Below are 25,669 nucleotides of genomic sequence, written 5' to 3' on the forward strand. Positions count from 1 at the left end.
ATATAAAGAGCTTAGTTACAATTTAGAGCTCTTTTATACCATCATTGGTATTATTTCTTTTTCGAAATGATAGAACTCCGATGTCACATCTAAATTTTCTGTTATCTTAACGCTAGCAATATCTGACAATGATATTACTTGATGCCATACTCCCTTATAAAGGCATACTGGCTTGTCTAATAAAAACACTTTAAAATCACTAGGTGTTTTATTTTCTGCTACCATAATTAACGTTGTTCCTGTTAGCGGTTCAAAACTCTCCATAGATGTAGGGTGGTTTTCCATATATTTAACACCTTTTTCTACATATCTATATACAGCTAATCTCCATGGTTCATTAGGTTCTGATATTACTACTTCGAATTTTTCAGTACAAGCTTCGCTAAACTCAATTACTTCACCAAACTTTTCAAAACTTTCTTTAGAAATAGTTAATATAGGATTTTTCATATTTTCAACTCCTGTTCTTAGTTATTTAAGGCTAATTCTTAAATTAGATTTTTCTCCCTTAAATACTAAATTAACTTGAAGAAGCTCTTCTTCTATAAAATAATCAACTTCTGCATTATCACATTTGACACTATTAATAACAAATCCATTTGGTATATGGAACCAATAACTTTCTTCTGATCCTTTTATAGTATCTAAATGTAAATTTAATGTACTGTCCTCAAACTTTTGATTTTTAATACTTATTGCATCCATTGTTACGTGTCTTGTTGATGCTATTACTTGTGGCTCACTCTTAACTTCTGTTAATGATATTATTTGACATGTACCTAAATCTAATTTCTTAACAGTAAATTTTCCACTTACTTTTCCTAAATATTTTTTGCCCCAGAAATCAAAAGTAAGATATTCTTTATTCCTTTCTAAACCAACATTTTCAAGTTCTATATTACTTTCTTCTAATGGAATTGAAGCAAATCTTCCGAGTACACTCCATTTTCTCCACTCTTTATCGATATGAATTGTCCAAAGAGTTGAAAAAGGATGCTCATCATTCATAGATGGATATTCGCCAGCCATATTCATTGCTTCTTCTAATGTAATATCTTCTGCTTTAACTGGATTTTCTCTTGGAACTGCAAATCCATGAAGTTTTGTCCAGGTAAATGCTGGATAGCTTAAGTCAATAGTACCTGTTTCCCCAGCAAAAGTTTCAATAGTAGGTAATGTTTTTCTTATTACTTCAATTCTCTTATCATCATAATCCTTCATTGGATCACTTAACATATATAATCCACCTGACAGTGAAACAAGTGAACATATACTTCTTGCCCATTCAAGGTTAGTTCTTGCGCAGATGTGGTCTGGGTCTATTAAGAATAATATACGTTGAGCATTAAACCATCTTGCTGACTCAACTATTTGCATTCTTATTCCAGCCCAAGTTGGATTAGCATCCATTGCTACACGACATGCATCAACAACCCCTATAACTTCTGATAATACTCCCCATGATGCTAAGAAATATGCCTTATCTCCAATTCCATCTCTTGCACATTCCATATAAGATCTAAAACGTTTCTCCGCATCATCATTAGTTATTAATCCTTGTCTTACAGCTTCATGTAATCCATCTAATAATAGATGCCTTATTGCATCAGTTTTAAAATAATCATAACCATATTCCTTTAATCCTTTATAAAAAGGTAATACATGCTTATCTAATGATTCTTTTCTACAATCTATTAAATAATCTATCCATTCACCTAGCATTGGCTTATCATCATTGCCCTTTAGCAGGTACTTTCCTTGATTTTTAGCAAATTCAGAATTTGTAATATTAGCATTTGTCCATATACCAGCTTTAAATCCTTCTTTTTCTATTGCTTCAACTGCTCCTTTATGACCTTTTTTAAATTGACTATTTGTATTTAGCCATCCTTCTGCTAATGAGCCATTTGGATCAACTGGTAATGGCATATTTTGATATCCATCATCTATTTGTATATATTCTAATCCATATCCACCTAATTTTTCTGAAAAGAACTTTGATACTTCTTCTATATTTTCTTGAGTTACATCTCTTCTAAATGCCTCCCAAGAGCACCAACCCGTAACTGATTTTGTATTAGGTCTCCACTCCCATGGTTTATGGTAAGAATATCCTAAATGTTTTCTATAATATTGCATTCTTAAGTTTACAAATAAAGGTTTTGGTCCTAACTCAATTTCTAATTCTACTTTAAGATTGTTTGATTCTGTTTTTTCAAACCTTTCTGAAATCCATTTCCACTGGCATCCATTCCAATCTATTAGTAAATCTTGTTTAATATCATAAACCCCATTTACCCCCTTCATAGTCGGATGACCAACTTGTCCTAATATAGCTTCATTTTTATTAGCACGATTTGGTCTCATATTAATAGCATCTTCACTTAATAAAAATGTAACCTTAGCCTTTGCTGGCTTATCTAGCATTACATATATTTGTTGTATAAAAGGAATGTTTTGAAGATTTCCATCTGATCCATGTCTGAAACCAACTTCATCTTCTCCATCTATCTTCATTGTAATAATATTTTTACCATTATACTCATATGTTAACGTTCTCGTTTCTTCATTCCACTTATGAAGAGCATGTGCTATTGGTGGTTCAATTAATTCTGGATGAAAATTTTCGTTATTCATATGTTCCTCCTAAATATTAGCTTATTTTATTTAACTTCTACTTTATAGCACTATCAACCATACCCTTAATAAAGTATTTTTGTAGGCATAAGAAAATAATAACTATTGGTAATATTCCTAATAAAGATGCTGCAGCCGCTGCATTTATATTCGATGAACTTTGTGAAAAGAATCCTGCTATAGCCTGTGTAACAGTCTTAATCTTAGGTGATTGTAATAAATATAAGGAAAATTGATAATCATTCCAACATGAAACTCCTGTAAGTATTACTACTGTAGCTGTTACTGGTTTTAATTGTGGCAGTATTATACTAAAGAATGTTCTAATTGGCCCACATCCATCTATCGCTGCTGCTTCGTCTAATGCATCTGGTATTGATGAAATAAAATTAGTATATAAGAATATACTCATTGGAAGTTGGAATGTAATTAGAACTATTATTATAGACCAATAAGTACTAGTTCCATTTAACTTTGCAATCATCGAATATAATGGTACAAGAATACTTAAAGGTGGTACCATCATTATCCCTAAAACAAAGGCCTTAACTCCCATATTAAATTTAGTCCTATTTCTTGCTAATGGATAAGCTGCTAAAGCTCCTATTATTGTAATAAACACAATAGATACACTTGTAATTACTAAACTTGACATCAAGCTTTGTCCAATTTTTCCTTTTTCTATAGCTACACTAAAATTTTCCCAATTAATATAAGTAGGAAATACCCATCTAGAGCTTAAATCCTTAGGTGATTTAAATGCAACCCCTACCAAAATGTAAAAAGGTATTATGTGTAATAAACAAATTAATATTGCTAATGGAGTTCTCCATAAGTTATTTCTTTTAAATCCACTATTTGTCATTATTCATTCACCTCTTTACTATCAAAGTATTTCATAATTAAGTTTGAAACAATCATTATAAATATAAATGTAAATATACCTATTGTTGCTGAATAGCCAGCATTTTGTCCTCTAAAATATGTCTGCGTTACTAAAGTTGATAAGGAGTGTGATGAGAACCCTGGTCCTCCTCCAGTTAATGCCATAATTATGTCAAATAACTTAAGACCACCAATTAAATTAATAACTACAGATGATACTATAGCTGGCATTAATAATGGTAATGTAATATATTTAAATTTATCCCAAGATCCTACACCATCAATTTCAGCAGCTTCATAATACATATCAGGAATATTTTGAAGTCCTGCTAAATAAATAATCATTGAAATACCACAAAATTGTAATGTATTTATTATTGTCATAATTATTACAGCTCTTTGTCCATCTCCTAACCAATCTATTGGTGCTCTTCCTAACCAAATTAGCACGTCATTAAATGCTCCCTTATCAAATTGGAATAAGAAATAAACAACATAACCCATTATTAATGGTGCAATCATAACTGGAATATAAATTATTGTCCTAGCTAAAGATCTTCCTCTAAACTTTGAATTTAAAAAAATAGCATAAGCTATTCCTATAACATTTTGTAATAATGTACTTCCAAATCCGTATATAATTGTATTAAAAAGTGCTCCCCAAATATTTTTATCTTGTAGTAATCTAATATAATTATCTACTCCTACATATTTATAATTTTGTGAAAATCCATTCCAATTTGTAAAAGAAATTCTAATACCATCTATAAAAGGATATACAACAATAAATAAGAATAATAGAATTGCTGGTAAATATAATATGTTCATTAAATTTTTTCTATTTTTACTTTTTGGGGCTTTTTTAACTACAACAGCATCATTTTCTGTAACCAACATTTTAACTTCATTATTCATATATTCCCCTCCCAATAATTTCTATTATCAACTATTAAGGGCATAAAATACCCTTAATAGTTTTATTTTATATTGATTATCTCTTTTGACTAAATTTATCTTTAAAGCTTTGTTCCATGTGTTTAATTGAATCTTGTACAGCTGTTGGTTTTCCAGCTAATATATCAGCTCCAGTTATGCACATATCATCCCACATTCCACTTGGTAGATATACTCTATCAAAGTATGGGAATGTTTCAACATTAGCATACTTATCATAGTATTGTTGAACAGCACCTGTATCAGCAGTTACATTTGTTAAACCTGATGGCATTCCATCAACTGAAGCCAATTTACCAGCAACTTCTGGTTTAGCTAAGTAGTTTATAAACTTAAGTGCAGCTTCTTCATTTTTAGTATTCTTATTCATACCAACAGCTATTCTTTCACCAGCTATAAGTGAAGGTTCATCATCTTTGCTATTTGAAGGAATAGGCATCATTCCAAGCTTAGCATTAGGATTAACTTTTAATGCTTCTGTAATTGCATAGTTACCATAGAACTCAAAAGCAACCTTGCCATCTGCAAAGCTTTTAATATCAGTTAAATAATCTGATGTTAAACTATCTAAATTGAAGTATCCAGCTTTATTCCATTTATCAAATAAACCTGCAACATCTCCCCATAAATTCCAATCAAATGTTCCATCTAATAATTGCTTCTTATAGTTCTTAGCATCGTTTGTAACATAGAATGACGGTGCTACCCAATCAAAGAATTGACCTATTGTCCAGTTATCCTTTCCCCCCATATGAATAGGTGTAAATCCAGCAGCCTTTATCTTTCCTAATGCTACTTCAAAATCAGCCCAAGTCTTAATATCATCAACTTTTACTCCAGATTTCTCTAAAACTTCAACGTTATAAACAATACCTGCGATATCCATATTAATTGGTAATACAAATATGTCATTTTTCTCGTTAGTAATCATTGGTTTAATTGCCGGTTTAATATCTTTTACCCAAGACTGATCCGTAAGAGGTTTTAAATATTCACTATATCTTGCAACAGACCATCCATGAGTTGTCCATAAATCTGGTAAGTCATTTGCAGCCATTTTAGTTTTCATAAGCTCTTCATAATTGCTTCCTGGTGCTGAATATTCAATTTTTATTCCAGTTTCATCAGTAAAGTCTTTACATACTTTTTCTAATTCCTCACTTGGAACTCCAACTAAGTTAGTCATAAATGAAAGCGTTACATCTTCCTTAGCTGTATCTCCTGTTTTTCCTCCATTATTTGATGATGAACAACCCACCAACCCAGTAAACGTTAACACGCCACATAATAAAGCACTTATTAATCTTTTCTTCATAAACCTTTCCCCCTTAATTTGTTTTACAAATTTATTATATAATCCTTTTCATATATCTCATATGTATCAATTCTATACTTATAGAGTTTAATTCTATACTAATTCTTACATTCATTCAAAAATCATTTTAATTTTATATTTTATATTATAAAATAGTAATATATTATATTTAGAGGTGTGCTATGAAAAAAATACAGTCTTTTAGTTCAAAGCTTATGTTATTATTTAGCTTAAGTATAATTTTACCTATAACTATAATGATATTGATACTATGTGTTTACTTTACTAATATACTATCAAATCAAAATGTAATTCAGTTTAAAAATACACTTAGCTCTGTTTCAAGTAATATTAATACATATATAGATGATTTGAAAAGGTTAACATTAACTCCTTATATGTATAAAGAAATATCTTTATTTATGGAATCCATAAATAATGGCAGTTATGAAAGAAACATTACTGAAATTGATAGATTTATAAAAAGTAAAAATTATAGTTCTACTCTTAATAAGATAATTAATCAATCAAGAGAAGATATATTAGGAATTACCTTTATACCTTATTCTAATCAATCTAAGGGATTTTTAGTAAGTAAATATTACGATACTTTAAACCAAGTGGATATTCCTTATTCATATAGTCCTTGGTTAAGTAATGCATTACATCTAGATGGTGATACTTATTTTACTCCTGTTCATTCATATAAGTACACTAAAAGTGGTAGTGAGTATCAAATTTTTTCAGTAATGAGAGTGATTAAAAATTTGGATACTAATAAAGTAATAGGAACTATTAAAATAGATGTAAAAGCCATTACTATTAAAAATATTATATCTTCTGTAAATATAAGTGATAATTCTATATTTATTTTAATGGATCAAAATAGTCAAATTATTCACTCTGTGAATTTTCCTTCAAATAAAGATGTTTCTGATATTGTTTTTTCTAATAAAAATCTGTCTAAAGACTATAATATAGTATCAACACCTATTGAATCTAGTAACTGGATTTTATTGTATCTAGGCTCTAAAAAAGATTTATATAGTGAAGTAGATTTTGTATTTAAAGTCACATTAATAATATCATTACTTTGTATTATAGTTGCAATTATATTTTTCAGAATTAATTCAAATAAAATGATAAAATCTATAACAAATATTACATCAACAATGAAAAAAGTTAGAGATGGTGATTTATCAGTCAGATGCATTACCTTAGAAAATGATGAACTTAAATTTATATCTGACGCATTAAACAAAATGATTGTTAACTTAGATAACCATATAAAAAATGAATATTCATCACTAATCGCTGTTAAAAATGCTGAATATTTAGCATTGCAATCTCAAATCAACCCTCACTTTTTATGTAATATATTGAATGGATTCGTAGCACTAAATAGGATTGGAGAAAAACAACTATTAGAAGACTCTATAATCCAACTTTCTAGCTTATATAGATATACTTGTAGCAACACAAATGTAGCTACATTAAAAGATGAATTTGATTTTATTGAGAGATATTTAACCCTTCAAAAACTACGTTTTGATGATATGATAGATTTTAAAATATCTCTAGATGAACGTGTTGCTAATATAGATATTCCAAAATTAATTTTACAACCACTTGTAGAAAATTCAATTAAACATGGTATAAAAAATTATAATGAACCTATTTTTATAACCTTAATAGCCTTATTAGATACAACATCTGGTGACATCGAGACATTAAAAATAATTATTTCAGATAATGGTGCTGGCTTTATTAAAGAAAAATATAGTTCTAAAAATAGTACAGGCCTAAATAATGTTAAAGAAAGAGTTGAATTCTTTAAAACAGGTGCCAACTTTACTATAATTGGAATTGAAAATGAAGGTACAGACTGCTATATAGAAATCCCTATTGGAGGTGGCTTAAATGAAAATACTAATAGCTGATGATGAAAGATTAGTTAGAATAGCACTTAGAAGTATGTTAGAAGATATATATCCTAGTAAATATACTTTTATTGAAGCAAAAAATGGACAAGAATTAATAGATTTATCTAAAAAATATCAACCTGATATTTGCTATGTAGATATTAATATGCCTTTACTTGATGGCTTAACAGCATTAAAATCCTGTAAAGATAACTGCCCTAATACTGAATGGTTTATATTAACTGGTGAAGCTGAATTTAACTTTGCCAAAGAAGCTATAAATATAGGAGTTAGAGATTATTTGTTAAAACCTGTTAGTATTAATGATCTAAAAACAAACCTAGATTTAGCCGAAAAAAATATCTTAAACAAGAACCATTTAGAAAATGAAGTGTTTAAACTAAATACACTTTCTTTATTTACTTCTACTTTAATTAGCAATAATATTACAAAAAACTATATTACTTTAAAAGAAGGCAATTATACAGCTATTGTTTTCTTTGTAGATACCTACATTAATCAAGAAAGTAAAAATAAATTTATTAATACATTATATAATGAAATTGAAAAGACATTAGAAGCTAAAATAAGTGAAGGCTATAATTATGCTCTATTTAATCTACTCTCAGGTGATCTATGTTTGATTATTAATTCACCTAATTTAAGACATATTAGTTTTGAAGATATTATAAAAAAGTTTGAATATGATAATTTATTAATTACTCCTATAGCTACAAAAAATGTTTCAAATTTACTTAAAGTATATGATGAAATAAAACTTATTAAGAAATATTCTACACTCAGAGCTACTTATAAATCGGGTAGGATATTGTATATAGAAAAGCTAATTTCTTTACCTAATATAGATTTAATATTAAATTTAACAAATGATATATTTTCTATATATAAATATTATTTAGATAAAAATGAACTAAAATTTATAGAATCTTTAAATTCTATTTCTTTAAATAATATATACAAAGGTATATTTAAAGAAATAAATATTGAAGTTTTAAATAGGTTTCTAAATTTAAATATGAATTTAAATTTAGAATTTAAAACATTTGATGAGTTATTAAATATATTAATATCAAATAGTAATAATATTTTATACTCTAATAAATCACAAAGTAAAGATATTATAGATGAAATTATGGATTATGTTAAAGAAAATTATATGAAAGATATCGGTGTCAATACTATTGCCAATCTTTATGGGATTACACCTAATTATTTAAGTAAAATATTTCATGAAAAATCTGGTATGAAATTTTCAAATTATATAACTGCTATTAGAATTCAAGAAAGTAAAAAGTTAATTTTAGAAGACAAATCACTTACTATTAAAGATGTATCAAAGAAAGTTGGATACTATTCTCCTCGCCATTTTACAAAGCAATTTTATAAAATAGAAGGATATTATCCTTCGGACTTAACTAAATGATTATACAAAAAGGAAGGTTTTATAAGCAACTAAAACCTTCCTTTTTAATAAAATCTAATATTAATTATTTATTTTAAGCAAAAGTTCAAATACAAATCATATAAGTATAGTTCATGCTCTAAATAATTCCTCCATCTACCTTTATAACTTGACCTGTTAAATACTTACATGAATCATTGCATATAAAAGTTACTAATTTGCCAACTTCAGCTGCTTCACCAAATCTCCCCATAGGTATCTCTTCTTCTAGCTCATTCTTTTCTTCTTCTGATAAAAATGAATTCATTTCTGTGTTTATCACACCTGGTGCAATTGCATTCACTCTTATTCCCATTGGTGCAACTTCCTTTGCTAGGGATTTAGTAAATAAATTTATAGCCCCTTTAGAACTAGAATATATTACTTCACAAGAAGCTCCAACATCCCCCCAAATAGATGATATATTAATTATATTACCTTTTCCTTTGGAAATCATATATGGAATAGCATGTTTAGTTAAATACATAACTCCTAAAATATTTACTCCCATAATATTATCTATATCTTCTTTTGAAGAATCCATAAATAAGCCTATATTTGATACTCCCGCATTATTTACTAATATATCTATTCTCCCAAAAATTTCTATTATATAGTCTATCATATTTTTACAGATATTATAATCTGATATATTTCCTTTATATAATTTCCCATAACCACCTAATGCAATTATCTCTGCTAAAGTAGTTTCTGCACCATCATCATCCTTTGAATAATTTATAACTACAGTTGCCCCTTCTTTAGCTAACTCTATTGCTATAGCTTTTCCTATTCCCCTTGACGCTCCTGTTATTAGCGCTATTTTTCCTTGTAAGTTTTTCATTTTATTCTCCTAAGAATTTATTATATATTATAGACATTCTTTAATTACTCTTTTTACATTTTTGTAGAATATCTTATCTATTTCTGAATTTGTAAACTTCTCTTTAAGTAATGCTTCTCTAAGATTACCTATTTCTCCTATATTTTTTATTTCTACTTCATTTTCAATTCCATCAAAATCTGTTCCTAAGGCAAGGACATCTATTCCTCCAATATTTCTTATATGTTTTATATGTTCTATCATAGATTTAATAGTAGGAACTTTTTCTTTTCCTAAAAATGGTGCACAAAAATTTAACCCCATAACTCCACCTTTATTAGAAAGCTTAACTATCATATCATCTGTTAAATTTCGTGAGTGATTAGTTATTTCTCTTGAATTTGAATGAGTTGCTATAAAAGGTTTTTTACATATATGGACTAAATCATAAAATCCACCATCTGATAAATGAGAACAATCTGGTACTATCCCCAACTTTTCCATTTCAAAAACAATCTCTTTTCCTTTATCTGTTAGACCTTCATTTTTATATTTATATCCTGCATTTGGATATCCTATACTATTAGCAAAATTCCATGTTAAAGTTACAAATCTAATTCCTAAATCATAAATCTCTTTTACCCTTTCAACTCTTCCTTCTAAAACCTCACCTTCTTCTATTGATAAAAATGCTCCTATCTTACCTTTATTATTTACTTCTTCCAATTCTCTCAAATTTCTTACTATTTCAATATCATTGTAGTTTTCTTTTAACTCTTTAGTTAAAACTTCATTCATTTTCTTAAATTCTAAATATGGACTATCTACTATATTTAGTTCTATAAAATGTGCAAAAACTTGTGCTAAAGCCTTACCTTTTTTTAACTTCTTAATATCAACCTTGCAAATACTTTCATTTAATTTTAAATTTTCATATAGTAGCCTACTAGCTGTGTCACAATGTAAATCAATTGAATTCATCCTTTAAATCTCCTTTAACATTTTGTTTTTTTATTTAAATTTTTATTTATGTCTTTAGATTCTTCTATCATCCTTATCCTTTCATCTCTTGCCCATAATAAATATCCCTCTAAACTTTGAGGACCAGTTATAACTTTTCTTCTTACCCAAAGAATCCCTGATTCTTGAGATTCAACGCTCCATTTTATAAGAGAAATATTACCACTTTCTATTTCTATAGCAGTCATAGCATAAGGTAAAATACAACATCCATCATTAAAATAAGGTGGTTCAAGCTTTCCTGGCATTCTACTATTGTGGGTATGTCCACAAATTAACATTTTTGAATTTTCTTTTGCCCACTTTTCAAGCTTCCTATCTACCTTGCTTCCTTTTTTATTATTTTTAGCCGGACTAGTTGGATCATTAAAACCTGCTAAGCCATTTAAAAATTTCCATACATACCTTACTAAAAATCTTGATATTAACCAATAATCTGAATTAATAGGATCTGCTTGATGTCCATGAGTAACTAAAAATTTTTCATTAATTGGTTTAAATTTAAAATTTATACCTTCATAAAATTTTATATCCTTAATAAACTTCAAGAAATTTTTCCCATAGTCTGCTCCAATTCTTTTTAAAGCTTTATATTGAGTAATATAAAAGGTCTCTCTATTTTTAATTATATCATGATTTCCATAAATCATATAAATTCTATTTTCTTCTTTAAATTTATTAAATAACTTAAATATATCATTATAACAATAAGCAATATCATTAAAATTTCTATTTTTCCAAAGTTCATCTCCATCTCCTACTTCAACATAAGTAAACCCCTTTCTATAATAATAAGATAGTGCAGTTTTATATATATTTCTATTTGCTAGTAATGAGTCGTAAAAGGTTCCATCTCCTCTGTGAACATCTGATATAAATACTATATTATCTCCATTATCAAATTTCACTTCCATTGAATTATCATAAAGATAGTTTAATCTTCTCATAAATTTCCCCTTATAAAATTTATATTATTTTATTATATGATTTGTATTGCTTCTTTGCTAAAAACATCCATTAAAAATACTGCTTAACATAGATATAAATTTCAAGCCTTTTGTACAAACTACATATATGTATTATTTAGCGAAAGAGAGGCGAAATTTGTGAGGTTTAAATATAAATCTATAAGCTTAATATTAATACTATTATTAACTTTTAATATACTACCCTTTTCTACATCTTTTGCAGATGAATTTTATGAAGATGAAGAAGCTATTAATTTTTTAAATAATGGTCTATCCTCTGAGGAAATGAAAAAAGAATTTAAAGACTTATTGGAAAATCTATTTGCTCAAAGAAATGAGGCTATAGTTTTAGGAGACTGTGAAGTTTTAAAAGGATTTTATGATTTAAATATTAAAGTAAGTTTATGGGCATATGAAAGTGAGGCAAAAAAAACTCAATATTTAATTAATTGGTCAGAAAAACAAGCTGTAAAATTTAAAGACTTACAATCTATAGTCAAAATAAGAAAAGTTGCCGAAAAAGAACCTGGATTATATGGTGTAATTTGTGACGTAGCAACTGACTTTAATTATTATTATATAGATTCACCAGATATTATTAATCATTTTAGACTTGGTACTAATCATTATCTTAACTTAAAAAAAGAAGGAGATAGATATATAATTACTAAAGAATGGTACACTGATCCTTTTGCTGACTCATTGGATATGAATAATATAAAATCAGAGGAAATAAGACAATACATACTATCCCAAAAACAACCAGAATTCATTCCAAATGAGAGGTTAACAAAAGCAGTAGAATATGCTCATAAATATTGTGGGGTTTCTGAAGATGAAAATTTCACCTTCAAATATAACTCAAAGTATAAAAATCATAATCCTGATGGAGGAGATTGTGCAAATTTTGCTTCTCAAATATTACATGATGGCGGAGGTTTTAAGAAAAATGGAGCTTGGAATTACTCCGGAAAAGAAGGTACTAAAGCTTGGCTAAATGCACAAGGCTTTAAAAATTATATGGTTGGTAGTGGTAGAGCCTCTTATATAGCTAAGGGATCTTATCAACAGACTTATAAAGCCGCTTTTAATATGAGACCTGGAGATTTTGTTGCTTATGAAAAAAAAGGTAGAATTACTCATATATCTACAGTTACCGGCTTTGATTCTAAGGGTTATCCATTAGTTACATGTCATAATACTGATAGACTTCTTGTTCCTTATGACTTAGGATGGAGTAATGATAACATAAAATTCCACTTAATTCACGTACATTACTAAAAATTAAAAGAAGAATAGAAAGTATATAAAACTAGTTTTCTATTCTTCTTATTTAATTATTTTTATTATATTTAAATAAAATTTTAATATATAGTTTCTAAACATCATATAAGTTATTTTTTACTCTTAACTAACTTAGCTATAAAAAAACCCTCCATAGTTTCACTTGGTATTATTCTTATAGTTTTTTTCACTTCTTTATTATATGCTTTACACTTATATTCGCTTATACCCCTAATAACATTAGAAAGTTCTAAATTTATATTTTCTAATTTTAAGTCACTATATTTATTTAATGCATAATCAATAATTTCTTCATTTTCAAAAGGATTTAAAGTACAAGTTGAGTACACAATAACTCCACCTGGCTTTAATGCATGATAAGCACTATCGAATAGCTTTTTTTGTAATTTTGCATAAAGTGCTACTTTTTTCTCACTCCACCCTTTATAGGCTTTAGAATTTTTTATTATCATTGTACCTTCGCCTGAACAAGGTGCATCTAAAAGAATTCTATCAAAATATCTATTCAATCTTTTACCTATGCTACAACCATCAGCTCCTAAAACAATAATAGAATTTGCTCCCTGTTTTTCTATATTATAATTTAGCCTTTCTCTTCTTATTTCATTTACATCATTAGCTAAAATAGTAGCCTTATTTTGGGTTAAATCCGCCATATAAAGGCTTTTTCCTCCAGGTGCTGCACACATATCTAATATAACTAAATCTTCTTTTAAATCTAAAAATAAAGGAGGTAACATTGAAGATAGATTTTGTAAATATATTTTACCATATTTATAAACCTCTAATTTTCTTAAGTTACTCTCCCTTACTCCTTTTACTATAAATGCATTTTTGATTAATGGATGATTTACAGCTTTTATCTTATTCATATTTAATTCATCCATTACTTCTTTTGTGTTCCCATTTAAGGTGTTAACTCTAAAAGTAGTATTTCTTCCTCTATAAAAACTTTTATAAATTAGATCTAATTGACCATCTGTAAATATATTTTCTAAAATATCTATAAGTTCCTTTGGTAAGCTATTCTTAACTTCTTTAATTGACACTACATCACCCCTATAGTTTACTTATATTATATATTACTTTTAAATAAACTAAATTATGATGTAATTAGGTTGCTTTTTAACTTAAACTTATAGATATTATTTGCTATAAAAAAGTAGACATATGTAAGTTTACTTTTTCCGTCGCTCCGCTCCAAGTCAATATAAACTTACATATGTCCACTTACAAACTGAATGAAGGAAATTATAAAAAATTATTCAAATGATAATCTTTTTATAATTTCCTAAAGAATAAAATAGAATCTATTTTAATTGTATTTAAATAATTTTATATGCTTAAATATTTATTGTTAACTCTACAGGACAATGATCAGAACCTAAAACTTCTGAATGAATTTCAGCTCCTTGTAATTTGTCTTTTAAATCCTCAGATGCTAAGAAATAATCTATTCTCCAACCTGCATTCTTTGCTCTTGCATTAAATCTATAAGACCACCAAGAATAAGCTCCTTCTTTATCAGGATAAAAATATCTAAATGTATCTAAAAAACCAGCTTTTAATAACTCAGTAAACTTTCCTCTTTCCTCTTCTGTAAAACCTGCATTTCTTAAATTAGTTTTAGGATTTTTTAAATCTATTTCTTTATGTGCTACATTTAAATCCCCACACACTATAACAGGTTTTATTTCATTTAAGGATTTTATGTAGTTTCTAAATACATCTTCCCAAACCATTCTATAATCTAATCTTGCAAGTTCATTTTGTGAATTTGGAGTATATACAGTTATCATATAAAACTTTTCAAATTCTAATGTTATAACTCTACCTTCTTTATCATGATCCTCTACCCCTAACCCATATTTTACATTTAAAGGCTTTTCCTTTGTAAAAATAGCTGTTCCTGAATAACCCTTTTTCTCAGCATAATTCCAATATTGACTATATCCTTCTAATTCTAAATTTATTTGTCCTTCTTGTAACTTGCTTTCTTGTATACAAAAAATATCTGCATCCATTTCTTTAAAATATTCTAAAAAGCCTTTTGTTACACAGGCCCTTATCCCATTAACATTCCATGATATAAGTTTCATTTTATATACTTCTCCTTTGCTATAATATTTTAACTATATTATAACACCTTTTTTAAATTCTTCTATGCATATGTGTTCATTCTTTTAGATAGTTCTACTAATTCATCTAATGAACTTTTTGCATCTGTGACTTCCTTAAATAATATTTCTACAATCGCTGTTGTATTTTGTGAATTTGCCAAAGTTTGCTCAGATATTGAAGCAACATTAGTTATTCCATCTGTTATTTTTAAATTATCACTATCTATTGCTATAATCTTTTTAGATACTTTATTAACAAGTTCTTCCATATTATTCAACTCACTTGTTAATTCATAAAGTTCTTTAGAGGTGTTTTTTACAGTAACTTCTTCTTCATTTATTATTTCCGTAACTTCACTAATAGAATTAGAAACATTTAATACCTCTTTTTCTAATTCTCTTATTATATTATTTATTTCATTTGAAGAATCTTTGCTTTGTTCAGCAAGCTTCCTTATTTCATCTGCAACAACTGAAAATCCTCTACCATATTCTCCTGCTCTTGCTGATTCTATTGCTGCATTTAAAGCTAAAAGATTAGTTTTTTCTGAAATATCTCTTATTATATCTATTATCATTAATACCTTTGACGTTTTTTCTTTTAATTCATTAGCCGTTTTATAAACCTCTAAATTTTTATTCTTAACATGGTTAGAATTTACAGCTACCGCTTCAATCATCTTAAATATATTTTCAAATATTGCTCTGCTTTCTTTAAAATTAACTTCCATATTCTTAGAATTTTCAACCGCACTTTCAATATCTAACTTTATATTATTTGATGCCTTATTTTGCTCTTCAATATTAGAAGTAGTACTTTCGCAACCATTTAGAATTTCTAAAATAGCTCTGCTTATATCACTTGATGACTCTTCTATAGTATTGAATGTACCCGAGATTGATACTGTATTTTTATCTAGTAATTCAATTGCTCCTCTTATCTCTGATAAGATTTTTTCTTGCTCCTTAACCATATTACTACTTTTTTCTCTTTCTTTATCTGCTTCTAATCTTATCTTATTAGATATTCTAGTAATCAAATAGGCCATAACATAAAACATAAAGATACAAACCATTTCTACTGGTATTGCAGCTTTCATTCCTTCTTTGCTAAAATTTAAAACAGCCCAAATAATATTAAAAATTGCAGCTCCTACAATTGGTCTAACCATAAATTTTTCGTCTAGATAGACCATACAAATAACTATAAGAGGTATAATAGCTATTGGTGCTACCACTAAATTAGATGCAAATAAGGTAATAGCATATACAACCGCATATGGTGTAACCACTATATGCCTTATCTTCACATTGCTTTTGTTCTTTAAATAAAATATAATCATTAAAATAGTAAATAATGATATAACTGCTAAAGCTAAGTATACAAATTCCTTAACCATACTTCCTTTTTGCATCATTACTAATAACCCTAAAGAATATGTTGCTGCAAGTATAGTTGTTGCTATAACAAAATACTTATTGGTAACCTCTGTAACTCTCTTTCCCACGTCGTTTCCCCCTAAATTCCTTTTTTTATAAATATCGTATTTTTTATTTTAACCTTTACAATTTTAAAATTAATAAACAAAGAAATAGTAGCAATATGTAACAAATAATATTACATGAATACTATTTACATATTACTACTTTTTTAATATCAGATAACTAACCTAAAATTATTTATTATATAAAGGATGTTTTTCACATAAATCTTTAACTCTATTTTTTAATAATTCTAATTTAGGATTTTCTATAGAAATTGCATCATTAATTATAGATGCTATTTCCTTCATATCTTCTTCATTAAATCCTCTTGTTGTAACAGCTGGTGTTCCTATCCTTATACCAGATGTTATAAATGGACTCTTAGTTTCATTTGGAACTGTATTTTTATTTACTGTTATACCTATGCTATCTAAAAGTATTTCTGCATCTTTTCCTGTAACATCTTTATTGGTTAAATCTAGAAGTATTAAATGATTATCTGTTCCACCAGAAACAATTTTAAAGTCATATTTAATCAACTCATCAGATAGAATTTTGCAGTTATTAACTACATTTTGCATATATTCCTTATAGCTAGGATCTAAAGCTTCTTTAAAACATACTGCCTTCGCTGCTATTGTATGTATAAGAGGTCCTCCTTGAATTCCTGGGAATATAGTCTTATCTATTTGCTTTGCATATTTTTCTCTACAAAGAATTAAACCACCCCTAGGACCTCTTAAAGTTTTATGTGTTGTTGAAGTTACAAAATCAGCATATGGCACTGGTGATGGATGTATTCCAGCTGCAATAAGACCTGCTATATGAGCCATATCTACCATAAAGTAAGCTCCAACTTCATCACAAATTTCTCTAAATTTTTTAAAATCTATAACTCTTGCATATGCACTTGCTCCTGCTACTATAAGCTTTGGTTTATGTTTAATAGCAATTTCTCTAACTAAATCATAATCAATAGTTTCAGTTACTTTATCAACTCCATATGAAATAAAGTTAAATAATTTTCCTGAAAAATTCACTGGTGATCCGTGAGTTAAGTGTCCACCATGACTTAAATCCATTCCTAAAACAGTATCTCCTGGCTCAAGTGTTGATAGATAAACAGCCATATTGGCTTGTGAACCTGAATGTGGTTGAACATTTGCATGATCAGCCCCAAATAATTCCTTGGCTCTTTCTCTTGCTATATCTTCAACTTCATCAACTACATGACATCCACCATAATACCTCTTGTTAGGATATCCTTCTGCGTACTTATTTGTAAGATATGAGCCCATAGCTTCCATAACTGCCTCTGATGCAAAATTTTCTGATGCAATTAATTCTATTCCTTCTTTTTGCCTATTAAGTTCTTTTTCTATTAGTTGGTAAATTACTTTATCTTCTTTTGAAATTTTTTCAAAATTCATATTGTCACCCCAAATCCTTTTTTAATAAATTATAAATATAATTTATCTAATAATCAATTAATATTTGTATTTTATTCTTATTTTCTATAAATTTCAAAAATAATTTATTAATAATATATATATTATTAATTCTACAAAGTAGTATATACTATACTTAATGCCTTTATGTTATAATACTTAAGAAATTTTATGAATTATAAGGAGCTAAGAATTATGGATATGAATGAAATACTTCACGTTGCAACTTTTGCTGGTAAAATAATGCTTGAATCTGGTGGAGAAACCTATAGAGCTGAAGAGATAATATGGAGAATTTGTAAAATTTACGGTGTAGAAGAGGCTGAAAGCTTTGTAACACCAACTGGTATTATGGTTTCTGTATGCAACGATGGTAAAACATATTCTTTAATAAGAAGAGTATCAACACGAACCATAGATCTAGATAGGGTGGATAAAGTAAATGATTTATCTAGGAATATTATTGCTAGAGATTTGTCTGTGTCTGAATTAAAAACTCAACTTCAAATTATAAATAATGGTGATAGATACAATAATAAAATAGCCATTTTAATTTCTGCTTTAGGTGCTTTTTGTTTTGTATTTTTATTTGGAGGTAAATTAAGAGAGGCTATTGCTGCATTTTTTGTTGGTCTTGTTATAAAATCAATATCCATAAAATTTTCTAGCCTTGAAATAAATCAATTTTTTATAAACAGTATTTCTGCTGGAATAGCAGCTATAATGGCTATTATATTCTTAAAACTAGGATTTATAAATGATATAGATAAAACTATAATAGGATCTATAATGCTTTTAGTTCCTGGGCTTGCAATAACTAATGCAATTAGAGACACTATTTCTGGTGATTTACTAGCTGGACTTACAAGAGCTGCTGAAGCTTTTCTAGTAGCTATATCTATAGCTGTTGGTACAGGGGCTGTTCTTAGTTTTTGGATTTCTACTTTTGGAGGACTTTAATATGTTTATACAATCACTATTTGCCTTCTTTTCTACCCTTGGTTTTGGAATACTTTTTAATATAAAAGGACAGAAATTATTTTATGCTGCTTTAGGCGGTGGGATAAGCTGGTTTATAAGTCTCTATTGCCAAAGTTTAGGCTTTAATGTAACCTCTTCATTTTTTATATCTGCAATTATATTTAGTATATATTCAGAAATATTAGCAAGAATATTAAAAACTCCTGTAACTACTTTAATAATTTGTGCCTTAATACCATTAGTTCCTGGTGGAGGAATGTATTACACTATGTATGAAGCGGTAACTGGTAACATAATGAAATCTCTTGAAACCGGGCTAACTACTCTTGCTAATGCAGGGTCACTTGCTCTTGGGGTTATTTTGGTGTCAACCCTTACTAGACTTTTAATGTCCGCTAAGAAAAATAGGGAATTTAAAGAGTTGGAAAGACGTGCAAGAAGAAAAATATTTAAATAAAGCCATACACTATCATATTAGTGTATGGCTTTTCAAACTATTCTTCTATTGAAATAGCTGTTACTGGACAACCTTCACAAGCTTCTCTTGTTGCTTCTTCTAATTCTGGTGCTACAGTACCTTCTATAGCAACTGAAACTCCTGATTCTAATGAAAATACCTCTGGGCAAACTCCTTCACAAAGTCCACAAGATATACATGTATTTTCGTCAACAAATGCCTTCATGTAATTCCCCTCCTCAATTTATTTAATTTTTAATATTTAAAAATTACTTTATTTTTATAAATAATTAATATAACCTAATTATAAATATTTATTTTAATTTGTCAAGAATATTGTTTAATTAGAAGTTTTAATTGATATTAATTATTATTTAGAAACATTTTATAATAATTTTATATCATTTTCTTCACATATTTTTAAATTTTTTTCGTCCCATGTACTTGCTTGTACTTCTCCTATATGAGCTTTGTTTAAAAAATACATACAAATTCTAGATTGGCCTATTCCGCCACCTATTGTATATGGTAATTCTCCATTTAATAGCATCTTATGAAAGTTTAACTTTCTTCTATCATCATTTCCTGAAACTTTAAGTTGATAATCTAAAGCCTCTTCATCAACTCGTATCCCCATAGAAGACAATTCTATAGCTCTGTCTAAAAGAGGATACCAGAACAGTATATCTCCATTTAAGTTCCAATCATCATAGTCTGGACTTCTTCCATCATGCTTTTCCCCTGATTTTAAAACTCCACCAACCTTCATTAAAAATACTGCCTTATGTTCTTTACATATTACATCTTCTCTTTCCTTAGGAGTAAGATTTGGATATTCATCTTCTAGTTCTTGAGTGGTAATAAAGAATATTTCTTCTGGAAGCCTTTCCTCTCCCTCTATTAAATCCTTATGAACATATTTTTCAGTATCTTTAAAAGCAGTATAAATTTTTCTTACTATTTCCTTTAATTTATCTTCAGTTCTATCTTTTTTATCTATAACTAATTCCCAATCCCATTGATCTACATAAACTGAATGAATATTATCTAACTCTTCATCTCTTCTTATTGCATTCATATCAGTGTATAATCCTTCTGATACTTTAAAACCATATCTGTGAAGACTTAGTCTTTTCCACTTTGATAATGAATGAACTATTTCTACATCTTCTCCTGTAGCTAATATATCAAATTTAACAGGTCTTTCTACTCCATTTAAAGTATCATTTAAACCATTTCCAGATTCAACAAAAAGAGGTGCTGAAACTCTTGTTAAACTTAGGTTTTCTGCTAATGCTCTTTCAAAAAAATCCTTAATTTTTTTAATATGAACCTCTGTTTCAATTAATGTTGTGCTACTTTTGTAGCCTTCTGGTATTATTATTCCTTCTACTTTCATTTTAAATTTCCTCCTCTAAATAAGTTTAAATAACCAAATTCCCATATTTTAAAGATATATCATAGCTTAACGATTTTATTGCAATAAAAAAACTTTCATCCTTTTATAAAAATATATAAAAGGATGAAAGTTATACTCCATGTTACCACCTTAATTCACTATTACCTCACAGCAATAGCCTCTTCAAGTACGTAAGTAAAATTTACTTAGATACTCTAGCACTATAACGGGTGCAACCCGGTTACCGCCTACTAGTTGTAATCTTTCGGGGCACGGCTCAGAGATGTTATTCAAATTAATTTTCTTATTCTACTCACAGCTAATGTAGAACTCTCTGAAAAGATACATTAATTTTACTTCTTCTCATCATAGCCTGTAATTCAATTATTTATATGAATAATATCATTTTATAAACAAATTGTAAATAGTAAATTTTAAATTTTTAAAGTTATTATTTTACAAAAGTATTTATGGTTTTTATAAGTTGCTTTAAAGTTTCTTGTTCAGAGGACCCTTCTTCAATACCTAAACAGTTATTAGCATAGTATTCAATAGTTAATCCTCCAACTCTGTTTATTGCCGATCTAATAGCCGAAATTTGAACTAAAATATCTGAGCAGCAAACATTTTTCTCCATCATTCCTTGAATTCCCTTTACTTGACCTTCTATTCTTTTTAATCTATTTACTATATCTTTTCTTAGCTTTTCATTTTCTTCTTCCATAATTTAAACCTCCATGTTACTATACCTCTATAGGGTATTTATATTTTAACATTTATGTATATAACTATTCAACTTAATATATCCTTAAATTATATTTATTTATAATTATAGTGATATAATAAAGTTATATATACTATAGTTATTTTTATTTGATAAATTTTATGGAGGTTTTTATGGAGAAAATTTTAAATATATTTAATAGTCAAAAAGACTTTTTTAATTCTTCTAAAACAAAAGATATTGATTATAGAATAAATAATTTAAAAAAATTAAAAATATTAATTAAAGAAAATGAAAAAGATATAATGGATGCTCTTTATAAAGATTTAAGAAAATCTAATTTTGAAAGCTATGCTACTGAAATAGGAATAGTATATGATGAATTAAATCTTCATATAAAAAACTTAAAAAAGTGGTCTAAGAAAGAAAAAAGAAGAAGTCCATTAGTTCATTTTCCAGCTAGAAGCTATATATATAAAGATCCTTATGGTGTTACTTTAATAATTGGCCCATTTAATTATCCTTTCCAACTAGTTATAGCTCCTTTAATAGGTGCTATATCTGCAGGAAACTGTGCTATTATTAAGCCTTCTGAAAACACTAAAAACATCTCTTTATTACTAGAAAAAATAATTAATAATAATTTTGAGTCAAACTATATAAGAGTTGTTAATCCTTTAGACGGTAAAGATACAGTATCTTATTTATTAGATTTAAAGTTTGACTATATATTTTTTACTGGAAGCGTTCGAGTAGGAAAAATAGTTATGGAAAAAGCCTCAAAAAACCTTATTCCAATTACCTTGGAGCTTGGTGGAAAAAGTCCTTGTATTATAGATAATACAGCTAAGTTAGGCTTAGCTGCTAAAAGAATTGTTTGGGGTAAATTTTTAAATGCAGGACAAACTTGTGTGGCTCCAGATTATATACTAGTCCAAAAGGATGTCAAAGAAAAACTACTAAGTGAGCTTAAAGGAGAATTAGTATCTCAATTTGGAAATGACATAAAATTAAGTCCTGACTTTCCTAGAATAGTAAATGAACAATCATTATTAAGACTTAAAAGTTATTTAAAAGATGGGGATATTTATTTTGGTGGAAAGTCTGATGAAAAAGACTTATATTTAGCTCCAACCATTCTTACAAATATTAAAAATAATAGCTCCATTATGGAAGAAGAGATTTTTGGTCCTATACTTCCTATTTTAGAGTATTCAACTATTGATGAAGCTATTAATTATGTAACAAATAATGATAAACCTCTTGCTCTATATTATTTTTCAGAAGATTCTTCTTCAGTAGAAAAGATGTTAAACTCCACCACTTCTGGAGGAGTCACAATAAACGATACAATTATTCATGTTGCTTCTTCATATTTACCTTTTGGTGGAGTTGGTCCTAGTGGTATGGGAGCTTATCATGGAAAAGCTAGTTTTGATATCTTTACCCATAAAAAATCTGTAATTAAAAGAGGAACCTTTATAGAGTTTCCTATTAAATTCGCACCTTATAACAATAAAATTAATTTATTAAAAAAAGTTATGAAATAGATGCTTAAATCCACTTCATATTAATTATGTATAATATTTTTATATTTATTGAAACCTTTTCTTTATTGGAGTATTATATATCTATATTCTAATATTTAAATATAAGGAGGCCTTTATGAGAAATTTTAATTATAAAAATGGAACTCAAATTATCTTTGGAAAAGACACTGAAAATAGTATTGGTTCAGAAATAAAAAAATATTCTAGTAAAGTTTTACTTCACTATGGTGGTGGTAGTATAAAATCTACTGGCTTATATGATAAAGTTTTAAACTCATTAAAAAATGAAAATATAGAAGTAATAGAACTTTCTGGAGTTAAACCTAATCCTAGAGTTTCTCTTGTGAGAGAAGGTATAGATATTTGTAGAAAGCATAATATAGATTTTATATTAGCAGTAGGTGGTGGTAGTGTTATAGATTCTGCTAAGGCTATTGCTGCTGGAGTTAATTATAATGGTGATGTGTGGGATTTATTTTTAGGAACTCCTATAGATCATAAATGTCTTCAACTTGCAACAATATTAACTATACCAGCTGCTGGAAGTGAAACAAGTTCTGGCTGTGTTATAACAAATGAAGATGGTTTATTTAAAAGAAGTACTGGACATCCTACATTAAGACCTGTATTTTCTATATTAAATCCAGAGCTTACTTTTACTCTTCCAAAATATCAAACTTCTTGTGGTATTGCTGATATGTTCGCTCATATATTAGAAAGATACTTTACAAATGAAAAACATGTTGATTTAACTGATAGATTATGTGAAAGCACATTAAAGGCTATAATAGACAATGCGTTAAGATTAAATATAAACCCTAATGATTATAATGCAAGAGCAGAAATAATGTTATCTGGAATGGTTGCTCATAATGATTGGTTAAGTATGGGAAGAATCGGTGATTGGGCAACTCATGATATAGAACATGAATTAAGCGGGATTTATGATATAGCTCATGGTACTGGACTTGCAATTATTTTCCCTGCTTGGATGAAGTACGTTTATAAACATGATGTAAATAGATTTGCTCAGTTTGCAAATAGAGTTTTTGATATTGATATAAATATCAATGACCTTGAGGAAACTGCTTTGCGTGGTATTGAATCCCTTGAAAACTTCTTTACTAAAATTGAATTACCAACTAGATTAAGTCACGTAAACATAGATGAAAAGTATATAGATGAGATGTCTAAGAAGCTAGTAGCTCATTGTGATCATGTAGGTAATTTTGTTGAAATTAGATATAAAGAAGCTAAAGAAATTTTTAAATTAGCTCTATAAAAAAATGGCATCTCTTCAAGAGGTGCCATTTTTTTATTATAAGAATTATTTATTTTTTCCTTTTTCTACGTAGCTCATATCATTTACTGATTCAACAGTGTATTTTCCATCTTGATAAACTACTTTACATACACTAGCATTTTTTAACCCTGAAGTAAGCTCCTTTGTGCTTCCAGGTGATATTTGTTCTAAGAAATTCATTATTGTAATACCATGTGATACAATTAATACCTTTCCACCACCATTAGCTTCTGTTTCCTTTGCAATTTTATCCATTTCAGGTTTAACTCTTTGAGAAAGTTCTTCATTGCTTTCAGCCATATCATTTCCTGGCATTTTTGCATTCATATCAAGGTTTCTTGGCATATCGAAAGTTTTCATAAATTCTTCAAAAGTCATATTGTTAGCTTTTGCTACTTCTGTCCATGTAACTTCTGTTTTCTCTCCTTCATAAATTCCAAATGATACTTCCCTTAAATTTTTGCTTTGAGTTACTTTTAAATCTGATTGTCCACTTTTATCTAAAACGATATTAGCAGTTTCTATAGCACGTCCACTATCACTAGAATAAGCAGCATCAAATTTAATTTCCTCTGCAGCAAGTCCTTTTCCTAATTGTTCAGCCACATCTATACCTGGTTGTGTAAGAGGAGCATCACTCCATCCTTGCATTCTTTCAGTTGTATTTAACATAGTTTTCCCGTGTCTTGTCAAATATATTTCAACTGGCTTAGTCTCTTTTGGAGCCTCTACCTTTTTATCTGTATTTGAAGCACATCCTACTGATAATACAGATAGTACTCCAACTAAGCATAATGATAATAATCTTTTTTTCATAATTTTTCCCCTTAAAATTTCTAATTTTCAAATTTATTTTATTCCAAATCTTGCTTATACATTAAAGAAGTTTATAAACTTTTATATTTCTTTAT

At 28.0% G+C, this 25,669-nt stretch carries 23 protein-coding genes and 1 other annotated feature; of the genes, 7 read left to right on the top strand and 16 right to left on the bottom strand.

What is annotated here, in order from left to right; all coding sequences use genetic code 11:
* Positions 1-33 precede the first annotated feature (33 nt).
* From ACZJV1_RS11510 to ACZJV1_RS11530, 5 genes are all read right to left on the bottom strand, one after another.
* A complete protein-coding gene (locus ACZJV1_RS11510) occupies positions 34-450 on the bottom strand; it encodes an ureidoglycolate lyase (RefSeq protein WP_463650207.1) in 417 nt (138 codons plus the stop codon).
* 21 nt (positions 451-471) lie between these two features.
* A complete protein-coding gene (locus ACZJV1_RS11515) occupies positions 472-2,637 on the bottom strand; it encodes a Sip1-related alpha-galactosidase (RefSeq protein ID WP_463650208.1) in 2,166 nt (721 codons plus the stop codon).
* Positions 2,638-2,674: 37 nt separating this feature from the next.
* Positions 2,675-3,502, bottom strand: coding sequence for a carbohydrate ABC transporter permease (locus tag ACZJV1_RS11520; protein ID WP_411168048.1), 828 nt, complete (start codon positions 3,500-3,502; stop codon positions 2,675-2,677).
* Positions 3,502-4,437 carry a carbohydrate ABC transporter permease gene (locus ACZJV1_RS11525; RefSeq protein WP_463650209.1) on the bottom strand — a complete coding sequence of 312 codons (936 nt, stop codon included), beginning with the start codon at positions 4,435-4,437 and terminating at the stop codon, positions 3,502-3,504. The genes ACZJV1_RS11520 and ACZJV1_RS11525 overlap by 1 nt, the downstream gene beginning before the upstream one ends.
* 76 nt (positions 4,438-4,513) lie before the next feature.
* The gene (locus ACZJV1_RS11530) at positions 4,514-5,791 is read right to left on the bottom strand and encodes an ABC transporter substrate-binding protein (protein ID WP_460287487.1); all 1,278 of its coding nucleotides are present in this window, start codon (positions 5,789-5,791) and stop codon (positions 4,514-4,516) included.
* Between the two features lie 182 nt (positions 5,792-5,973).
* On the opposite strand from ACZJV1_RS11530, the gene ACZJV1_RS11535 reads away from it, so the two are divergent.
* Together ACZJV1_RS11535 and ACZJV1_RS11540 are read left to right on the top strand one after the other, a co-directional pair.
* Entirely contained in the window at positions 5,974-7,731 is a 1,758-nt protein-coding gene (locus ACZJV1_RS11535; protein WP_463650210.1) for a sensor histidine kinase, read from the top strand.
* The gene (locus tag ACZJV1_RS11540) at positions 7,712-9,157 is read left to right on the top strand and encodes a response regulator transcription factor (RefSeq protein ID WP_463650211.1); all 1,446 of its coding nucleotides are present in this window, start codon (positions 7,712-7,714) and stop codon (positions 9,155-9,157) included. Before ACZJV1_RS11535 ends, ACZJV1_RS11540 begins: the two co-directional genes overlap by 20 nt.
* A 118-nt stretch (positions 9,158-9,275) precedes the next feature.
* On the opposite strand, the gene ymfI is transcribed toward ACZJV1_RS11540, so the two are convergent.
* From ymfI to ACZJV1_RS11555, 3 genes are read right to left on the bottom strand one after another with little or no spacing between them, the layout of a single operon-like run.
* The gene (gene ymfI, locus ACZJV1_RS11545) at positions 9,276-10,019 is read right to left on the bottom strand and encodes an elongation factor P 5-aminopentanone reductase (RefSeq protein ID WP_463650212.1); all 744 of its coding nucleotides are present in this window, start codon (positions 10,017-10,019) and stop codon (positions 9,276-9,278) included.
* Positions 10,020-10,046: 27 nt separating this feature from the next.
* Positions 10,047-10,979: a dipeptidase gene (locus ACZJV1_RS11550; RefSeq protein ID WP_463650213.1), complete on the bottom strand. Its 933-nt coding sequence runs from the start codon at positions 10,977-10,979 to the stop codon at positions 10,047-10,049.
* A gap of 14 nt (positions 10,980-10,993) precedes the next feature.
* The gene (locus ACZJV1_RS11555) at positions 10,994-11,965 is read right to left on the bottom strand and encodes a metallophosphoesterase (RefSeq protein ID WP_463650214.1); all 972 of its coding nucleotides are present in this window, start codon (positions 11,963-11,965) and stop codon (positions 10,994-10,996) included.
* 159 nt (positions 11,966-12,124) lie between these two features.
* Between ACZJV1_RS11555 and ACZJV1_RS11560 the strand changes: the two genes are divergently transcribed.
* Positions 12,125-13,267, top strand: coding sequence for an amidase domain-containing protein (locus tag ACZJV1_RS11560; protein ID WP_460287495.1), 1,143 nt, complete (start codon positions 12,125-12,127; stop codon positions 13,265-13,267).
* A gap of 113 nt (positions 13,268-13,380) precedes the next feature.
* On the opposite strand, the gene ACZJV1_RS11565 is transcribed toward ACZJV1_RS11560, so the two are convergent.
* The 4 genes from ACZJV1_RS11565 to ACZJV1_RS11580 all read right to left on the bottom strand — a co-directional run bounded on the left by ACZJV1_RS11565 (position 13,381) and on the right by ACZJV1_RS11580 (position 18,326).
* Positions 13,381-14,340: an RsmB/NOP family class I SAM-dependent RNA methyltransferase gene (locus tag ACZJV1_RS11565; protein ID WP_463650215.1), complete on the bottom strand. Its 960-nt coding sequence runs from the start codon at positions 14,338-14,340 to the stop codon at positions 13,381-13,383.
* A 294-nt stretch (positions 14,341-14,634) separates the two neighbouring features.
* The gene (locus ACZJV1_RS11570; RefSeq protein ID WP_463650216.1) at positions 14,635-15,390 is read right to left on the bottom strand and encodes an exodeoxyribonuclease III; all 756 of its coding nucleotides are present in this window, start codon (positions 15,388-15,390) and stop codon (positions 14,635-14,637) included.
* 62 nt (positions 15,391-15,452) lie between these two features.
* Positions 15,453-16,919, bottom strand: coding sequence for a methyl-accepting chemotaxis protein (locus tag ACZJV1_RS11575; protein ID WP_463650217.1), 1,467 nt, complete (start codon positions 16,917-16,919; stop codon positions 15,453-15,455).
* Positions 16,920-17,087: 168 nt separating this feature from the next.
* Complete coding sequence (locus ACZJV1_RS11580) at positions 17,088-18,326, bottom strand: serine hydroxymethyltransferase (protein ID WP_463650218.1); 1,239 nt, start codon at positions 18,324-18,326, stop codon at positions 17,088-17,090.
* Positions 18,327-18,539: 213 nt separating this feature from the next.
* Here ACZJV1_RS11580 and ACZJV1_RS11585 point away from each other — a divergent pair, with 213 nt between their 5' ends.
* On the top strand, positions 18,540-19,304 hold the full coding sequence (locus tag ACZJV1_RS11585; protein ID WP_460287499.1) for a threonine/serine exporter family protein: 765 nt from the start codon (positions 18,540-18,542) through the stop codon (positions 19,302-19,304).
* Between the two features lies 1 nt (position 19,305).
* On the top strand, positions 19,306-19,782 hold the full coding sequence (locus ACZJV1_RS11590; protein WP_411168062.1) for a threonine/serine exporter family protein: 477 nt from the start codon (positions 19,306-19,308) through the stop codon (positions 19,780-19,782).
* A 37-nt stretch (positions 19,783-19,819) separates the two neighbouring features.
* Here ACZJV1_RS11590 and ACZJV1_RS11595 read toward each other — a convergent pair whose 3' ends face one another.
* From ACZJV1_RS11595 to ACZJV1_RS11605, 3 genes are all read right to left on the bottom strand, one after another.
* On the bottom strand, positions 19,820-20,008 hold the full coding sequence (locus ACZJV1_RS11595; RefSeq protein ID WP_322413688.1) for a ferredoxin: 189 nt from the start codon (positions 20,006-20,008) through the stop codon (positions 19,820-19,822).
* 159 nt (positions 20,009-20,167) lie between these two features.
* A complete protein-coding gene (gene asnA, locus ACZJV1_RS11600; RefSeq protein ID WP_463650219.1) occupies positions 20,168-21,181 on the bottom strand; it encodes an aspartate--ammonia ligase in 1,014 nt (337 codons plus the stop codon).
* Between the two features lie 116 nt (positions 21,182-21,297).
* Positions 21,298-21,560, bottom strand: a binding site (T-box leader).
* 72 nt (positions 21,561-21,632) lie between these two features.
* Entirely contained in the window at positions 21,633-21,905 is a 273-nt protein-coding gene (locus ACZJV1_RS11605) for a metal-sensitive transcriptional regulator (RefSeq protein WP_411168064.1), read from the bottom strand.
* Between the two features lie 173 nt (positions 21,906-22,078).
* Here ACZJV1_RS11605 and ACZJV1_RS11610 point away from each other — a divergent pair, with 173 nt between their 5' ends.
* Positions 22,079-23,455, top strand: coding sequence for an aldehyde dehydrogenase (locus ACZJV1_RS11610; RefSeq protein ID WP_463650220.1), 1,377 nt, complete (start codon positions 22,079-22,081; stop codon positions 23,453-23,455).
* 115 nt (positions 23,456-23,570) lie between these two features.
* The gene (locus tag ACZJV1_RS11615; RefSeq protein ID WP_463650221.1) at positions 23,571-24,737 is read left to right on the top strand and encodes an iron-containing alcohol dehydrogenase; all 1,167 of its coding nucleotides are present in this window, start codon (positions 23,571-23,573) and stop codon (positions 24,735-24,737) included.
* Between the two features lie 45 nt (positions 24,738-24,782).
* On the opposite strand, the gene ACZJV1_RS11620 is transcribed toward ACZJV1_RS11615, so the two are convergent.
* Positions 24,783-25,574: a histidine phosphatase family protein gene (locus ACZJV1_RS11620; RefSeq protein ID WP_463650222.1), complete on the bottom strand. Its 792-nt coding sequence runs from the start codon at positions 25,572-25,574 to the stop codon at positions 24,783-24,785.
* Between the last annotated feature and the right edge of the window lie 95 nt (positions 25,575-25,669).

The sequence above is a fragment of the Clostridium sp. LS3 genome (assembly GCF_055330225.1).

Bases quoted from the DNA above. Each gene is read 5' to 3' on its own strand.
- ymfI (WP_463650212.1), bottom strand. From the start codon at position 10,019: ATGAAAAACTTACAAGGAAAAATAGCGCTAATAACAGGAGCGTCAAGG.
- ACZJV1_RS11580 (WP_463650218.1), bottom strand. From the start codon at position 18,326: ATGAATTTTGAAAAAATTTCAAAAGAAGATAAAGTAATTTACCAACTA.
- ACZJV1_RS11615 (WP_463650221.1), top strand. From the start codon at position 23,571: ATGAGAAATTTTAATTATAAAAATGGAACTCAAATTATCTTTGGAAAA.
- ACZJV1_RS11525 (WP_463650209.1), bottom strand. From the start codon at position 4,437: ATGAATAATGAAGTTAAAATGTTGGTTACAGAAAATGATGCTGTTGTA.
- ACZJV1_RS11585 (WP_460287499.1), top strand. From the start codon at position 18,540: ATGGATATGAATGAAATACTTCACGTTGCAACTTTTGCTGGTAAAATA.
- ACZJV1_RS11620 (WP_463650222.1), bottom strand. From the start codon at position 25,574: ATGAAAAAAAGATTATTATCATTATGCTTAGTTGGAGTACTATCTGTA.
- ACZJV1_RS11555 (WP_463650214.1), bottom strand. From the start codon at position 11,965: ATGAGAAGATTAAACTATCTTTATGATAATTCAATGGAAGTGAAATTT.
- ACZJV1_RS11510 (WP_463650207.1), bottom strand. From the start codon at position 450: ATGAAAAATCCTATATTAACTATTTCTAAAGAAAGTTTTGAAAAGTTT.
- ACZJV1_RS11520 (WP_411168048.1), bottom strand. From the start codon at position 3,502: ATGACAAATAGTGGATTTAAAAGAAATAACTTATGGAGAACTCCATTA.
- asnA (WP_463650219.1), bottom strand. From the start codon at position 21,181: ATGAAAGTAGAAGGAATAATAATACCAGAAGGCTACAAAAGTAGCACA.
- ACZJV1_RS11550 (WP_463650213.1), bottom strand. From the start codon at position 10,979: ATGAATTCAATTGATTTACATTGTGACACAGCTAGTAGGCTACTATAT.
- ACZJV1_RS11515 (WP_463650208.1), bottom strand. From the start codon at position 2,637: ATGAATAACGAAAATTTTCATCCAGAATTAATTGAACCACCAATAGCA.
- ACZJV1_RS11605 (WP_411168064.1), bottom strand. From the start codon at position 21,905: ATGGAAGAAGAAAATGAAAAGCTAAGAAAAGATATAGTAAATAGATTA.
- ACZJV1_RS11535 (WP_463650210.1), top strand. From the start codon at position 5,974: ATGAAAAAAATACAGTCTTTTAGTTCAAAGCTTATGTTATTATTTAGC.
- ACZJV1_RS11540 (WP_463650211.1), top strand. From the start codon at position 7,712: ATGAAAATACTAATAGCTGATGATGAAAGATTAGTTAGAATAGCACTT.
- ACZJV1_RS11570 (WP_463650216.1), bottom strand. From the start codon at position 15,390: ATGAAACTTATATCATGGAATGTTAATGGGATAAGGGCCTGTGTAACA.
- ACZJV1_RS11610 (WP_463650220.1), top strand. From the start codon at position 22,079: ATGGAGAAAATTTTAAATATATTTAATAGTCAAAAAGACTTTTTTAAT.
- ACZJV1_RS11590 (WP_411168062.1), top strand. From the start codon at position 19,306: ATGTTTATACAATCACTATTTGCCTTCTTTTCTACCCTTGGTTTTGGA.
- ACZJV1_RS11595 (WP_322413688.1), bottom strand. From the start codon at position 20,008: ATGAAGGCATTTGTTGACGAAAATACATGTATATCTTGTGGACTTTGT.
- ACZJV1_RS11530 (WP_460287487.1), bottom strand. From the start codon at position 5,791: ATGAAGAAAAGATTAATAAGTGCTTTATTATGTGGCGTGTTAACGTTT.